This window comes from Mesorhizobium sp. M1409 (genome assembly GCF_040317535.1).
GTDB lineage: Bacteria > Pseudomonadota > Alphaproteobacteria > Rhizobiales > Rhizobiaceae > Mesorhizobium.
Genome location: NZ_JAMYKV010000004.1, coordinates 127,415 through 142,433, shown reverse-complemented (window position 1 = coordinate 142,433; position 15,019 = coordinate 127,415). Strand labels below are relative to the sequence as shown.

Annotated in this window: 15 protein-coding genes and 1 other RNA gene; 10 read left to right on the top strand and 6 right to left on the bottom strand. The window is 62.3% G+C overall.

Going from position 1 to position 15,019, the window contains the following annotated elements:
* Position 1: 1 nt before the first annotated feature.
* From livM to NKG99_RS05300, 9 genes are all read left to right on the top strand, one after another.
* Positions 2-1,597, top strand: a complete 1,596-nt coding sequence (gene livM / locus NKG99_RS05340; RefSeq protein ID WP_352864961.1) for a high-affinity branched-chain amino acid ABC transporter permease LivM — start codon at positions 2-4, stop codon at positions 1,595-1,597.
* Positions 1,597-3,147: an ATP-binding cassette domain-containing protein gene (locus tag NKG99_RS05335; protein WP_352864959.1), complete on the top strand. Its 1,551-nt coding sequence runs from the start codon at positions 1,597-1,599 to the stop codon at positions 3,145-3,147. Before livM ends, NKG99_RS05335 begins: the two co-directional genes overlap by 1 nt.
* Positions 3,147-3,875, top strand: coding sequence for an ABC transporter ATP-binding protein (locus NKG99_RS05330; protein WP_352864958.1), 729 nt, complete (start codon positions 3,147-3,149; stop codon positions 3,873-3,875). Before NKG99_RS05335 ends, NKG99_RS05330 begins: the two co-directional genes overlap by 1 nt.
* A 111-nt stretch (positions 3,876-3,986) precedes the next feature.
* The gene (locus tag NKG99_RS05325; protein WP_352864956.1) at positions 3,987-4,334 is read left to right on the top strand and encodes a DUF6867 family protein; all 348 of its coding nucleotides are present in this window, start codon (positions 3,987-3,989) and stop codon (positions 4,332-4,334) included.
* 137 nt (positions 4,335-4,471) lie between these two features.
* A complete protein-coding gene (locus NKG99_RS05320) occupies positions 4,472-5,590 on the top strand; it encodes a branched-chain amino acid ABC transporter substrate-binding protein (protein ID WP_352864953.1) in 1,119 nt (372 codons plus the stop codon).
* 303 nt (positions 5,591-5,893) lie between these two features.
* Positions 5,894-9,352 (top strand): pyruvate carboxylase, encoded by a 3,459-nt coding sequence (gene pyc / locus NKG99_RS05315; protein WP_352864951.1) that lies wholly within the window; start codon positions 5,894-5,896, stop codon positions 9,350-9,352.
* Between the two features lie 180 nt (positions 9,353-9,532).
* Positions 9,533-9,793: a DUF2312 domain-containing protein gene (locus NKG99_RS05310; RefSeq protein ID WP_013529099.1), complete on the top strand. Its 261-nt coding sequence runs from the start codon at positions 9,533-9,535 to the stop codon at positions 9,791-9,793.
* Between the two features lie 50 nt (positions 9,794-9,843).
* Positions 9,844-10,284 (top strand): hypothetical protein, encoded by a 441-nt coding sequence (locus NKG99_RS05305; RefSeq protein ID WP_352864949.1) that lies wholly within the window; start codon positions 9,844-9,846, stop codon positions 10,282-10,284.
* A 6-nt stretch (positions 10,285-10,290) separates the two neighbouring features.
* On the top strand, positions 10,291-10,602 hold the full coding sequence (locus NKG99_RS05300; RefSeq protein ID WP_352864947.1) for a hypothetical protein: 312 nt from the start codon (positions 10,291-10,293) through the stop codon (positions 10,600-10,602).
* A 181-nt stretch (positions 10,603-10,783) separates the two neighbouring features.
* Here the strand turns inward: NKG99_RS05300 and msrB are convergent, their stop codons facing one another.
* The 6 genes from msrB to NKG99_RS05270 all read right to left on the bottom strand — a co-directional run bounded on the left by msrB (position 10,784) and on the right by NKG99_RS05270 (position 14,636).
* Positions 10,784-11,188: a peptide-methionine (R)-S-oxide reductase MsrB gene (msrB, locus tag NKG99_RS05295; RefSeq protein WP_352864945.1), complete on the bottom strand. Its 405-nt coding sequence runs from the start codon at positions 11,186-11,188 to the stop codon at positions 10,784-10,786.
* Positions 11,189-11,389: 201 nt separating this feature from the next.
* The gene (locus NKG99_RS05290) at positions 11,390-12,580 is read right to left on the bottom strand and encodes a vWA domain-containing protein (RefSeq protein ID WP_352864942.1); all 1,191 of its coding nucleotides are present in this window, start codon (positions 12,578-12,580) and stop codon (positions 11,390-11,392) included.
* A gap of 6 nt (positions 12,581-12,586) precedes the next feature.
* Positions 12,587-12,991 carry a type II toxin-antitoxin system HicB family antitoxin gene (locus tag NKG99_RS05285; protein ID WP_023758609.1) on the bottom strand — a complete coding sequence of 135 codons (405 nt, stop codon included), beginning with the start codon at positions 12,989-12,991 and terminating at the stop codon, positions 12,587-12,589.
* Between the two features lie 11 nt (positions 12,992-13,002).
* On the bottom strand, positions 13,003-13,197 hold the full coding sequence (locus tag NKG99_RS05280) for a type II toxin-antitoxin system HicA family toxin (RefSeq protein ID WP_352864939.1): 195 nt from the start codon (positions 13,195-13,197) through the stop codon (positions 13,003-13,005).
* 62 nt (positions 13,198-13,259) lie between these two features.
* Positions 13,260-13,706, bottom strand: coding sequence for a GNAT family N-acetyltransferase (locus NKG99_RS05275; RefSeq protein WP_352864937.1), 447 nt, complete (start codon positions 13,704-13,706; stop codon positions 13,260-13,262).
* Positions 13,707-13,796: 90 nt separating this feature from the next.
* On the bottom strand, positions 13,797-14,636 hold the full coding sequence (locus NKG99_RS05270; protein ID WP_352864935.1) for an AAA family ATPase: 840 nt from the start codon (positions 14,634-14,636) through the stop codon (positions 13,797-13,799).
* A gap of 162 nt (positions 14,637-14,798) precedes the next feature.
* Here NKG99_RS05270 and ssrS point away from each other — a divergent pair.
* Positions 14,799-14,954, top strand: a non-coding RNA gene (gene ssrS / locus NKG99_RS05265) — 6S RNA.
* The last annotated feature ends 65 nt before the right edge of the window (positions 14,955-15,019 follow it).

Here is a 15,019-nt window from a genome sequence, read left to right as displayed (position 1 = left end):
CATGGCCGTCACCGTATCTCCGGAGCGCGACGTCGTCGCCACCCCTGTCCAACGCGCTCTCAAGGAAGCCTTCTATGCCGGCGCCATCGCGCTTGGCCTGTTCGTGCTGTTCATCGGGCTGAAGACCGGTCAGAACATCTCCAATGAACTGGTCCTGACCGCGCGCTGGGGCCTGCTTGCCGCAGTGGTGATCGCCACGGCGGTCGGGCGGTTTCTTTATGTCGCCTATGGCCAGCCCTTCTTGGCCAACCAGAAGATCGCCGATGTTGCCACCGGCCTGTTGCCGGCCAGCGTCGCATCACGCTTCTTCCAGTTGCCGGCCTTCATCGCGGCCGTCATCGCCGCGGTGCTGCTGTTCGTTTTCAGCAATTCTCTCCCCGGATGGGTCGGAGCAGAACCCGCCGGCTATCTGCAATTCCTGCGCGCGCTCGCGGTCATCTATCTGCTGGCTTGCGTGATCTATTACTTCCGCGCCTTCATCCATGCCAACTTCAACAAATTGGGCGTCACGGCTCTGGTGCTGTATCCGATCCTCGTGGTGGCGGTGCTGTCGCTGAACGCCTGGTCGATCGCCAGCGGGCTGCAGGGTTCGCTGAAATGGGTCGACAATTTCGGCATCCAGATCCTGATCTATGTGATGCTGGCCTGGGGCCTGAACATCGTTGTCGGCCTCGCCGGCCTGCTCGACCTCGGCTACGTCGCCTTTTATGCGCTTGGCGCCTATTCCTATGCGCTTCTCGCCACGCACTTCGGCCTGTCGTTCTGGATCCTGTTGCCGGCCGCCGGCGCCATGGCCGCCCTCTGGGGCGTGCTGCTCGGCTTCCCCGTGCTGCGCCTGCGTGGCGACTATCTGGCTATCGTGACGCTGGCTTTCGGCGAGATCATCCGCCTGGTGCTGATCAACTGGCGCGACGTGACCAACGGTTCGGCCGGCATTTCCGGCATTCCCAAGGTCAGCTTCTTCGGCCTGATGTCGTTCAACGTGTCTGACTCGAACTACATCGCCAAGGTGCTGGGCATCGCCCAGTCAGGCGCCTACTACAAGATTTTCCTCTATTATCTGATCCTGGGCCTGTGCCTGCTCACCGCCTTCGTCACCATCAGGCTGCGGCGTCTGCCGGTCGGCCGCGCCTGGGAAGCGCTGCGTGAGGATGAGATCGCCTGCCGGTCTCTGGGCATCAACACGACGACGACCAAGCTCACGGCTTTTGCCACGGGCGCCATGTTCGGCGGCTTCGCCGGCTCGTTCTTCGCCGCGCGGCAAGGTTTCGTCAGCCCGGAATCCTTCGTCTTCCTGGAATCGGCCATCATCCTGGCCATCGTCGTTCTCGGCGGCATGGGCTCGCTGGTCGGCATCGCGGTTGCCGCGATGGTGATGATCGGCGGCACCGAGGCGCTGCGCGAACTCGACTTCCTCAAGCAGATATTCGGGCCGGACTTCACACCGGAGCTCTACCGCATGCTTCTGTTCGGCATGGCCATGGTCATCGTCATGCTGTGGAAGCCGCGCGGCTTCGTCGGCAGTCGCGAGCCGACCGCCTTCCTCAAGGTGCGAAGAGCGGTCTCCGGTTCCTTCACCAAGGAAGGCCACGGCTGATGAATGCGAGCACATCCATGAACGACGCCATCCTGCGGGTCGAGCATCTGTCGATGAAGTTCGGCGGCCTGGTCGCCATCGGCGACCTGTCCTTCACCGCCAAGCGCGGTGAGATCACCGCGCTGATCGGACCCAACGGTGCCGGCAAGACCACCGTGTTCAACTGCATCACCGGCTTCTACAAGCCGTCGGAAGGCATGATCACGCTCAACCGGAACGACGGCTCGAGCTATTTGCTCGAACGTCTGCCCAACCACGAGATCCCGGCGCGCGCCAAGGTGGCGCGTACGTTCCAGAACATCCGCCTGTTCTCGGGCATGACGCTGCTGGAGAACCTTTTGGTTGCCCAGCACAACAAGCTGATGAAGGCCTCGGGCTATACGGTCCTTGGCCTGTTCGGCTTCAGCGGCTACCGCAAGGCCTCCGCCGAATCGGTCGAACTTGCCAGGCACTGGCTGGAGAAGGCCGATCTCGTCGACCGCGCCGACGATCCGGCCGGCGACCTGCCCTATGGCGCGCAGCGCCGCCTCGAGATCGCCCGCGCCATGTGCACCGGTCCGGAGCTTTTGTGCCTGGACGAGCCGGCCGCTGGCCTCAATCCAAAGGAATCCGCAGCGCTCAACGAGCTGTTGATCGACATCAAGAACACATCAGGCGCCTCGATCCTGTTGATCGAGCATGACATGTCGGTGGTCATGCAGATCTCAGACCATGTCGTGGTGCTGGAATATGGCCGCAAGATCTCCGACGGCAGCCCGCAATCGGTGCGTACCGATCCGCGCGTCATCGCAGCCTATCTCGGCGTCGACGACGAGGAAGTCGAGTCGGTGCTGACAGAAGTCGGCGACGAAGACGTCATCGAACAGCTCGATACGGGACCGGATGCAGCACACGGCCCGGGAACATCGTCGTCTTATCTCGCCGGGCCGGTGACCGACACGGTCGGCCACAGTTCGGGCGAGCGGGTCACGGTGGCCAAGGGCGCGTCAAAGGCCGGTCAGGTCGACGCAAAATCGCTCGCCGCGGCAAACAAGGCGGCCTCGCTGGCGGCTGTGCCGCCTACGCCGCGCGCTCCGGCGGGGAGGGCAAAGCCTGCTCCGAAAGCGGCGTCAAAGGCGGCAACCGGAACGGCGGTGAAGTCGACTGCGCCGGCCAAGCCGGCAGCCAAGGCTCCTGCCGCGAAGGCCCCTGCGGCGACGGCTGGGGGAATCTCCAACCGGCTGCCAGCGCCTCGCGGCGGCAAGGCCGATAATTTGACCCGCATCAAGGGCATCGGTTCGGTCAACGAGAAGAAGCTCAACGATCACGGCATCTTCCACTTCGACCAGATCGGCGCCTGGAAAAAGGCCGACGTCGAAGCCGCCGAAGCCTATCTTGCCTTCGATGGGCGCATCGCTCGTGAGGAGTGGGTCAAGCAGGCCAGGCTGCTCGGCCAGGGCAAGGACACGGAATTTTCGCGCCGGGTCGATGCGGGCAAGGTTGCGACCAGCCATACTTCCGGGAAGACTGCCGCCAAGCCCGTGGCGGGCAAGCGCGGAGGGGGCAAGTGATGGCCGGGACAACGCTGCTCGATATCAAGGGTGTGCAGACCTATTACGGCAACATCCGGGCGCTGAACGGCGTCGATGTCACCGTGAAGGAAGGTGAGATCGTGGCGCTGATCGGCGCCAACGGCGCCGGCAAGTCGACGCTGATGATGACTATCTTCGGCGCGCCGCGCGCCCGCGCCGGCACCATCACATTCGCCGGCACCGACATCACCCAGATGCCGACGCATGAGATCGCGCGCATGCGCATTGCCCAATCGCCCGAGGGCCGGCGCATCTTCCCGCGCATGACGGTGATGGAAAACCTGCAAATGGGCGCCAGCCTCGACAACCTCAATCACTATGACGAGGACGTCGAGAAGGTGTTCACGCTGTTCCCGCGGCTGAAGGAGCGCATCGCCCAGCGCGGCGGCACGCTGTCGGGCGGCGAGCAACAGATGCTGTCGATCGGACGCGCGCTGATGGCGCGGCCAAAGCTGCTTTTGCTCGACGAACCGTCGCTGGGTCTCGCGCCGCTGATCGTCAAACAGATCTTCGACGCCATCCGCGAGCTGAACCGCACCCAGGGGCTGACCGTGTTCCTGGTCGAGCAGAACGCCTTCGGCGCGCTCAAGCTCGCCACGCGCGGCTATGTCATGGTCAACGGCAACGTGACGATGAGCGGTACCGGCAAGGAACTGCTCGCCAATCCGGAAGTGCGCGCCGCCTATCTCGAAGGCGGACACCACTGAGTTTAGAGCGGATGTGTGCGTTCGATATTCCGCTCCAAATTGTTTGTTTGTCGCATGATCCTTGTCCGAAAAGTCTGCAACTTTTCGGGATCATGCTAAGGAGACTTCATCATGCAGGGCATTCTCTATGAGGAACCCTCGATCTGGCAGTTCTTCTTCGTCACCTGTCTGCTCGGCGGCTGGGCGGCCTGGATGACGGGCAAGGCCAGCGCGCAGACCTGGCGCAGCTTCATCCAGCTGTTCGCCTACATGCTGGGTCTCGGCATCGGCATCCGCTTCATCCATCACGCGCTGTTCGGCGGCACGATGTTCTCGCTGCACTACTATGTCGTCGATACAATCGTGCTGATGATCCTCGGTTTTGTCGGCTTTCAATACACGCGCACCAACCAGATGGTGACACAGTATAATTGGCTCTACGAAAGAGCTTCAATCTTGAGCTGGAAACCGAAAGGTTGACGTTCATCATTAGCGCCGCATCGGAATTGAATCGGCGTGACAAGTGCCTGAAAATCGGCAAACTATGCTTTCTGCGATAAGGGTGGGCATCGCATGAAAGCTTCATCCACGCCCACTCCGTAAATGGGAGCGTTTAAATGAAAAAGTCACTTTTGTCCGCCGTCGCCCTGACCGCGCTGGTCGCGTTCGGCGGCAACGCGTGGGCTGACGTCATGTTCGGCGTAGCCGGTCCGATCACTGGTCCGAATGCCGCCTTCGGCGCGCAGCTTCAGAAGGGTGCGGAAGCCGCTGTGGCCGACATCAATGCCAAGGGCGGCATCAATGGCGAGCAGATCAAGCTCGAAGTCGGCGACGACGTCTCCGATCCGAAGCAGGGCATCTCGGTTGCCAACAAGTTCGTCGGCGACGGTGTCAAGTTCGTGGTCGGGCACTTCAACTCGGGCGTCTCGATCCCGGCATCGGAAGTCTATGCGGAAAACGGCATCGTCGAGATCACCCCGGCCGCCACCAACCCGAAGCTCACCGAGCGCGGCCTGTGGAACGTGTTCCGCACCTGCGGACGCGATGACCAGCAGGGTAGCATCGCCGGCGCTTATCTCGCCGCGAACTTCAAGGACGCCAAGATCGCCGTCGTTCACGACAAGACCACCTACGGTCAGGGCCTTGCCGACGAAACCAAGAAGGCGATGAATGCCAAGGGCCTGACGGAAGTCATGTACGAAGGCATCAATGTCGGCGACAAGGACTTCTCGGCACTGATCGCCAAGATGAAGGAAGCCGGCGTAACCATCATCTACTGGGGCGGCCTGCACACCGAAGCCGGCCTTATCATCCGCCAGGCGGCTGACCAGGGCCTCAAGGCGACACTGATTTCCGGCGACGGCATCGTGTCGAACGAGCTGGCTTCGATCGCAGGTGACGCGGTTGCGGGCACGCTCAACACGTTCGGCCCGGACCCGCGCCTGATCCCCGCCAACAAGGAACTCGTCGAGAAGTTCCGCGCGCAGGGCTTCGAGCCGGAAGCCTACACGCTCTACTCCTACGCCGCCGTACAGGCGCTCGCCGAAGCAGCGACCGCTGCCAAGTCGAACGACCCGCAGGCAGTTGCCAAGGCGCTGCATGAAAACGGCCCGTTCAAGACCGTGCTCGGCGACCTGTCCTATGACGCCAAGGGCGACCCGACGCTGCCCGGCTACGTCATGTACGAATGGAAGAAGGGCGCCGACGGCAAGTACACCTACATCCAGAAGATGTAAGCTCGTCAGTCTCCAGACTTTACGGATGCCCGGTGCTTCGCGCCGGGCATTTTTCTTTTGAGGCCGTTGCCTCTCCATCGAGGCCGGCAGACCAATCCAGCCCGGGCCTTTAGCCCGGAAACGATCGCGCGTTGACCGCAATGCCCATCGCTTCGCTGCGTGTTCGACTGAATGCGACCGCCCTTGGCGCAAAGATTCCATTTCAATCGGTTTAAATGCCTGTCAATTTCGTTTGCACTGCAGCATTTTCACGCTAATCATTGCGCCGATTTCTCTTCCCTTCCGTTGCTGGAGCCTCAGTCCTTGGCCATCACGAAGATCCTCGTCGCCAACCGGTCCGAAATCGCCATTCGCGTCTTTCGCGCGGCCAACGAACTCGGTCTCAAAACCGTGGCGATCTGGGCCGAGGAGGACAAATACTCCCTGCATCGCTTCAAGGCCGACGAGAGCTACCAGGTCGGACGCGGGCCGCATCTGACCCGGGACATGGGACCGATCGAAAGCTATCTGTCGATCGAGGAGGTGATCCGCGTCGCCAGGCTCTCGGGCGCCGATGCCATTCATCCCGGCTACGGCCTGTTGTCGGAAAGCCCCGAATTCGCCGATGCCTGTGCCGAGGCCGGCATCACCTTCATCGGGCCGAAGCCGGATACGATGCGCCGGCTCGGCAACAAGGTCGCGGCGCGCAATCTCGCCATCGAGGTCGGCGTGCCGGTGATCCCCGCCACCGATCCGTTGCCGGACGACATGGATGCGGTCAAGAAACTGGCCAAGCAGATCGGCTATCCGGTGATGCTGAAGGCATCATGGGGCGGTGGCGGCCGCGGCATGCGCGCCATCCGCGCCGAAGCCGACCTTGCCCGTGAAGTCACGGAAGGCAAGCGCGAGGCGAAAGCCGCATTCGGAAAGGACGAGGTCTATCTCGAAAAGCTGATAGAGCGCGCCCGCCATGTCGAGGTGCAGGTGCTGGGCGACACGCATGGCAACGCCGTGCATCTGTTCGAGCGCGACTGCTCGATCCAGCGCCGCAACCAGAAGGTCGTCGAGCGGGCGCCGGCGCCATACCTCGAAATGTCGCAGCGCGAGGAGCTTTGCGGCCATGCGCTGAAGATCGCCCGCGAAACCAGCTATATCGGCGCCGGCACGGTCGAGTTCCTGCAGGACGCCGACACCGGCAAATTCTACTTCATCGAGGTCAACCCGCGCATCCAGGTCGAGCACACCGTCACCGAGCAGGTGACCGGCATCGACATCGTCAAGGCGCAGATCCACATCCTCGACGGCTTCGCCATCGGCACGCCGGAATCGGGCGTGCCGATGCAGATGGACATCAGGCTGAACGGCCACGCCTTGCAGTGCCGCATCACCACGGAAGATCCCGAGCATAATTTCATCCCGGACTACGGTCGCATAACCGCCTATCGCGGCGCGACGGGTTTCGGCATCCGCCTCGATGGCGGCACCGCCTATTCCGGGGCGGTGATCACCCGCTTCTACGATCCGCTGCTGGAGAAGGTGACGGCGTGGGCGCCGACGCCGGCGGAGACCATCGCCCGCATGAACCGGGCGCTGCGCGAGTTCCGCATCCGCGGCGTCGCCACCAATTTGACCTTCCTCGAAGCGATCATCAACCACCCGAGCTTCGCCGACAATTCCTACACGACGAAGTTCATCGACACGACGCCGGAGCTGTTCCAGCAGGTCAAGCGGCAGGACCGCGCCACCAAGCTGCTCAACTATCTGGCCGACGTGTCGGTCAACGGTCATCCCGAGACGCGCGGCCGGCCGCAGCCGAAGGCCGACGCGGCCGCACCATTGGTGCCCTATCTCAACGGCAATGTGCCTGATGGCAGCAAGCAGAAGCTCGACGTGCTCGGACCGGAGAAATTCGCCGGCTGGATGCGCGACCGGAAAGAGGTGCTGGTCACCGACACGACGATGCGTGACGGCCACCAGTCGCTGCTGGCGACGCGCATGCGCACGCATGACATCGCCGGCATTGCCGGCACTTATGCGCGCGCCCTGCCGCAGCTCCTGTCGCTCGAATGCTGGGGCGGCGCCACCTTCGACGTTGCCATGCGCTTCCTAACCGAAGACCCGTGGGAGCGGCTGTCGCTGGTGCGCGAGGCGGCGCCCAATGTGCTGCTGCAGATGCTGCTGCGCGGCGCCAACGGCGTTGGCTACACCAACTATCCCGACAATGTCGTGCAGCATTTCGTCAAGCAGGCGGCCGCCGGCGGCATCGACCTGTTCCGCGTCTTCGACTGCCTGAACTGGGTCGAGAACATGCGCGTCGCCATGGATGCGGTCGGCGCCGAGGGCAAGCTGATCGAAGCGGCGATCTGCTACACCGGCGACATCCTCGATCCGGCGCGGGCGAAATACGACCTCAAATACTATGTCGGCCTGGCCGGGGAATTGCAGGCGGCCGGCGCCCACATCATCGCCGTCAAGGACATGGCCGGACTGCTGAAGCCTTCCGCCGCACGTGTGCTGTTCAAAGCGCTGCGCGAAGCGACCGACTTGCCGATCCATTTCCACACCCACGACACGTCAGGCCTGTCGGCGGCGACGGTGCTGGCGGCGGTCGACAGCGGCGTCGATGCTATCGACGCGGCGATGGATTCGCTCTCGGGCAACACCTCGCAGCCATGTCTCGGCTCCATCGTCGAGGCGCTGAAGGGCACCGAGCGCGATCCGGGCCTCGACCCGCAATGGATCAGGAAGATCTCGTTCTACTGGGAAGCGGTGCGCAACCAGTATGCGGCCTTCGAAAGCGACCTCAAGGGACCGGCCTCCGAAGTCTACCTGCACGAGATGCCGGGCGGACAGTTCACCAATCTCAAGGAGCAGGCGCGTTCGCTCGGGCTGGAGACACGCTGGCACGAGGTGGCGCAGACCTATCACGACGTCAATCTGATGTTCGGCGACATCGTCAAGGTGACGCCGTCGTCCAAGGTCGTCGGCGACATGGCGCTGATGATGGTGAGCCAGGATCTCACCGTCGCCGATGTCGAGAACCCCAGCAAGGACATCGCCTTTCCGGACTCCGTGGTGTCGATGCTGCGCGGCGATCTCGGCCAGTCGTCCGGCGGCTGGCCTGACAAGCTGCAGAAGAAGGTGCTAAAAGGCGACAAGCCGATAAAGGCGCGGCCTGGCTCGCTACTGAAGCCCGCGGACCTCAAGGCCAACCGCAAGGAGATCGAGGAGAAGCTCGAGCGCAAACTCTCGGAGTTCGAATTCGCCTCGTGGCTGATGTACCCGAAGGTGTTTACGGATTTCGCCGGCGCGCAGGAAACCTACGGTCCGGTCAGCGTCCTGCCGACGCCGACCTATTTCTACGGCATGAAGCCGGAAGACGAGATATTCGTCGATATCGAGAAGGGCAAGACGCTGGTGGTGCGCTGCCTTGCCATCGGCGATGTCGACGAAAAGGGCATGGTCACCGTGTTCTTCGAGCTCAACGGCCAGCCGCGCCGCGTCAAGGTGCCCGACAGGGCGCATGGCGCGTCCGCCGCCAAGGCCCGCCGCAAGGCCGAGCCCGGCAACGAGGCCCATGTCGGTGCGCCGATGCCGGGTGTCGTCTCCGCACTTTCGGTTGCCGCCGGCCAGGCCGTGAAGGCCGGCGACGTGCTGCTTTCCATCGAGGCGATGAAGATGGAAACGGCGCTGCATGCCGAGCGCGACGGCACCGTCGCCGAGGTGCTGGTCAAGGCCGGCGACCAGATCGATGCCAAGGATCTGCTGATCGTCTTCGGATAAGGTGTATTGATATTCAGATGATGCCGGCCTGACCTCAATCTCAACACACCTTAGGGTGTGCCCAACCCTTCATGCAGCATCGATAACGGCTTGACCCGCCGCCGCCGGTCGGGCATCGAACCGGCTCGAATTTGCCGCCGTCGTCGCCGAGTCGCGGCGCGGAAACGATGTGGAGAAAAAATGGCCGACGATATCACCGATACCAGCCAGACTGTTGCCGCCGGCCAGCTGCGTGCCTTCATCGAGCGCATAGAGCGGCTCGAGGAAGAGAAGAAGACCATTTCCGACGACATCAAGGAAGTGTTCGCCGAGGCCAAGGGCACCGGCTTCGACACCAAGGCGATGCGCACGATCATCCGGCTGCGCAAGAAGGACCAGGCCGAGCGGCAGGAAGAGGAAACTATCCTCGACCTGTACAAGGCCGCGCTCGGCATGGTGTAAGACTAACCGACCCGGCATCCAATGCGGTTGCCGGAGAAACGGTTTGAACCATGAGCGAATTCGACTTCGGCGCCCGCCGTGCTTCTGAATTCCGCCAACGCGGCTTCTGGATGCTGTTCGCCGAGCGGCATCCGGAAGAAAAGCCTCTGATGGCGAGGCGCGGACCCTGGTTCTGGCAACGCGGGCTGCCCGACTTCGCGTTGGTCCTTTCCATGTATGTCGCGCCGGCGCAGAACCATGTCGGCGTCTTCTTCGGCCGCAACGAGAAGTTCGGCGCCACGCAAGCCTGGTCGCGGTTGAAGCCGTTCCAGCCGGCGATCGAAGACAGGCTGAAGCTCAGGCCGGAACAGAGTTGCGAGGGCCTCGGCATCAATTCGATGTGGCGGGTGAATTGTTATGCCGAGGACAATTGGCCGGCTATGACCGACTGGCTGGTGACCGAATGTTCGCGTATCGAACATGCGGTGACCGAAGTCCTGGGGCAGGGGTGATATCAGGTGTTGCCAGAAGGCGTCGGATCCTTCTTCCGCTCACGTTGGCAAGGCCGGGTGCCGCTCGACCGGCTGTTCTGGCGCGACCTTGCCCTTGTCGGCACGGCGCTCAACGTTGCGTCCGCGGTGACCGCGATTATCGTGCTTGCGCTGAAGCTGCCGCTTGTGCTGGTTCTGGCGGTGCATTTCGCGCTGGTGCCCTACAACATCTTCCTGACCTTTGCCGTCTGGCGAACCACGGAAAGGGCCGGTGGCACCAAGGCCTCGTTGATGGCGCTCGGGGCTACATTGTGGCTGATCCTGACGGTCGTGGCCTGATAGCGCGAGACGGGCGCCTGTCGTGTTCGCCGGAGTTCCTGCCGCCCAAAGAAAAGGGCGGCCGCAGCCGCCCTTTCCACTTATCCAGCGATCGTTTGGCTCAAAGCGCGTCGCGCTTTGAATTACTGTTTCTATGCATGTCGTTGTCCCAAAACCGCTGCGCACTTTTGGGCGACTTGCATCAAGCCGCCGGCTCGAATTTCAGCGCCACGCCGTTGATGCAATAGCGCAGGCCGGTCGGCGGCGGGCCGTCCTCGAAGACATGGCCGAGATGGCTGCCGCAGCGGGCGCAGTGGCATTCGGTGCGGACCATGCCGTAGCTGCGGTCGACAGTGTTCTCGACCGAGCCCGGCACCGGATCGTTGAAGCTCGGCCAGCCGGTGCCGCTCTCGAACTTCAGCTTGGATTCAAAAAGCGGCTGGTCACAGCCGACGCAGGAAAAGGTGCCGGCGCGCTTCTCGTAGAGCAAAGCGCAGCTTCCCGGCCGTTCGGTACCGTGGCCGCGCATGACGGCATATTGCTCCGGCGTCAGCCGGGCACGCCATTCGGCGTCGGTACGGGTTACGGGGTAGGTGCGGGTGTCCATTCGATCTCCTCAGCCTTACCGGCTCGCTGCTACAGCGCCGCGCGTCCATCGGACGCGCAAAGGGCGCTGTAGCACTTTTGGCTTTGCGCATGATCCTTTCCGAACCGGAGGTTCGGGGTCATGCGCGGATTGCAACCTCATATTCGCACCAACATAGGCATTTGTTACGCGTCTGCCCAGTTCCGAGAAGCCGGGCAAGGTTCAGTGCTTTCTTGAAAGCTGCTTCGTCGCGCCTTCGAGCCCGGCCAATGTCAACGGAAACATGCGGCCGCCGAAGATGTCGCGGATCATGGCGATCGAATGGGTAAAGCGCCAATTCTCAGGGTTTTCAGGATTGAGCCATACGGCGTTCGGCCATTGCTGCAGCAGGCGGCCGAGCCAGATGCCCCCGGCTTCCGGATTCCAGTGCTCGACCGAGCCACCGGGGTGAGCGATCTCGTAGGGGCTCATCGAGGCATCGCCGACGACGATCACCTTGTAGTCCGGCCCGTATTTGTGGATGAGGTCGAAGGTCGGAATCACCTCGGCATGCCTGCGGCGATTGTCCTTCCACACGCCTTCATAGAGGCAGTTGTGGAAGTAGAAATATTCGAGCTGGCGGAATTCGGCGCGGGCGGCCGAGAACAGCTCCTCGACGCTCTTGATGTGGTCGTCCATCGAGCCGCCGACATCGAAGAACATCAGCAGCTTCACGGCGTTGCGCCGTTCCGGCCGCGTCTGCACGTCGAGATAGCCATGTTCGGCCGTGGCGTGGATGGTGCCGGGCAGGTCGAACTCCTCCTCGGCGCCCTCGCGCACCCAGCGGCGCAGGCGCTTCAGCGCGATCTTGATGTTGCGGGTGCCGAGTTCGACCGCATCGTCGAAATTCCTGAACTCGCGCTTGTCCCAGACTTTGACCGCGCGGCGGTTGCGGCTTTCGTGCTGGCCGATGCGCACGCCTTCGGGATTGTAGCCATAGGCGCCGAAAGGCGAGGTGCCGCCGGTGCCGATCCATTTCGAGCCGCCCTGGTGGCGGCCTTTTTGCTCTTCGAGCCGCTGCTTCAAAGTCTCCATCAGCTTTTCGAAGCCGCCGAGCGCCTCGACCAGCTTTTTCTCTTCGTCGGTCAGGTGCTTTTCGGCAAGGCGGCGCAGCCATTCCTCGGGAATGTTCGCAACGTCGACCGCATCCGGTCCGCCCAGCGCTTCGATGCCCTTGAAGACATGCGCAAACACCTGGTCGAAGCGGTCGATATGGCGCTCGTCCTTCACCAGTGCGGTGCGGGCGAGGTAATAAAAGCCTTCGACGTCATAGTCGACCAGCCCGGCTTCCAGCCCCTCCAGCAGCGACAGATATTCCCGCAGCGAAACGGGAACGCGCGCTGCCTTCAGTTCGAGGAAGAAGGGGATGAACATCGTCGGTTATCTGTGGCCTTCGATCTTCTCTCGTGCGGCGCTTGCAATGAATGCGGAACGCGTCAGGCCACGTCGGCCTGCTTCTTCGTCGATCGCCGCCAGAAGACCGGCGTCGAGCGACAGATTGGCTCGGACGGGCCGGCCGGAGTCGATCAGCACCGGGATCATCACGGCGGATTCGCCGGCGGCAGTATCGAGTTCGTCTTGCAGGAGCAATTGCGCCACCGTACGCGAGACCGGTAACTGCAGATGTTTCGTCGCACGTGCTTCGACCCATTCGCGCACGGCGGAAGTCGCATCGGCAATGGCTTCTTCGGGGCTTGCGCCGCCGCCGTGGCAGCCGGGAAGATCAGGGACTCGCACCCCCCAGATGTCCTCTGCCCCATCGAGAATTCCGACATAATGCGTCATGCGGTCTGTCCTCAAATCCATGCAGCCAGTCGGGCGATCGACCGGGCGACACCGGGAGATTGTTCACGATGCCTAGGTACGATGATCATCACCTCTGGCCGTTCCGGATGCTCATACTTGTCGTGCTTGCCGCCGCCGACACTTATCCAGCCATCGCGCAAAAGCCTGATGACAATTTTGCGCGTATTGGTCTCGATCAACGGCATTACACACTCAGATCATGCGCAATATATTGCGCAATGGCGACCATTTCAATCTCCCACTTTCTTCACAATAGATCATACTCGATGAAGCCAGTTCGCCGCGCCACATGGTCGTAGAGCTTGCGCGCGGTGGTGTTGGTCTCGTGCGTCATCCAGTAGACGTTCTTGACGCCGATTTTCGCCGCTTCTTGTTGTACCGCCTTGATCAGCGCCGCGCCGATGCCTTTGCCGCGCACATCCGGGTCGGCAAACAGGTCCTGCAGATAGCAGTTGTTTTTTTCCGACCAGCCGGAGCGGTGGTAGAGATAGTGGGTGAGGCCGACCGCCTTGCCGTCGAGGGTGGCGATGAAGCCCTTCGGTTCGAACTCACTTTCCGTGAACAGCCGTCTCCAGGTGACGGCGTAGACCTCTTGCGGCAGCTTCGTCTCATAGAAGGTGAGGTAGTCGGTCCACAGCCGCCGCCAGTCGGCGTGGTCGGACCGCGCGAGCGGACGGACGACAATCTCAGACATTTCATCTCCTCCGAAGGTTCTGGCCGAACCTGCCTGCCTGTTCGGCTGTCGGCAACGGTCCACAGAAGGGAAAGCGCTGCTGCTGCTACCCTATTGCTGCCTTCGCGCCATGAAGGCCAGCCGTTCGAACAGGTGCACGTCCTGTTCGTTCTTCAACAGCGCGCCATGCAGCTTGGGCAGGGCGTTCTTCGGATCGGCGCGCAGATCCTCCGGCGCGATGTCGTCGGCGACCAGCAGGCGTATCCAGTCGAGCGCCTCGGAGGTCGAAGGCTTCTTCTTCAGCCCCGGCACACCGCGGATCTCGTAGAACTGGGTCAGCGCCGCTCGCACCAGATTCTGCTTGATGCCGGGATAGTGGACATCGACGATTTTGTGCAGCGTGTCGACGTCAGGAAAGCGAATGTAGTGGAAGAAGCAGCGGCGCAGGAAGGCGTCCGGCAGTTCCTTCTCGTTGTTGGAGGTGATGATGACGATCGGCCGGACCGCGGCGCGGATCGTCTCGCCGGTCTCGTAGACGAAGAACTCCATGCGATCGAGTTCCTGCAGCAAATCGTTGGGGAATTCGATGTCGGCCTTGTCGATCTCGTCGATCAAGAGCACGATCTTCTTGCCGGCCGCGAACGCCTCCCAAAGCTTGCCGCGCTTGATGTAGTTCCTGATGTCGTTGAACCTGATATCGCCAAGCTGGCTGTCGCGCAGGCGCGAGACGGCGTCATACTCGTAAAGACCTTGCTGCGCCCTGGTCGTCGACTTGACGTGCCATTCGATCAGGTCGAGGCCAAGTGCCGCCGCCACCTGGCGCGCCAGTTCCGTCTTGCCTGTTCCCGGCTCGCCCTTGACCAGCAAGGGCCGTTCCAGCGCGATCGCCGCGTTGACGGCCACCATCAGATCCTTGTCGGCGACATAGGCCGCCGTGCCTTCGAAACGCATTTTTGCTCCCTGGTTGCCATGACAACCGTAAGGAGGCGGACTTGCCAGTGCAAGGCACGGCGGCGAACGGCGCTGAACAGGGGTAACGGATTCGCAGAGAATAAAGTCGCCGGCAACGCTGTCTCTCTGGCGCTTGCCCGATGAGCAGCCTATATTGCAGATGACGGTCTGTGCTTCCCGGCAGGAGAACATTTTCCCCGGGGCCTTAACGATCCTTAGGGAGCTGTCCCTGGGAAGACCCGTGGGTTTTCTCACACGGCGCCCACCTACTTTGTAGGTTCCCGGGATCGCTCTCTCCACCGGTTGTGTGGACCGTCACTATTGCCTCGCGTCCACGCATTTCGGTGGATGATGCGGTGGAAACCGTCGCTCCCAACACTCCA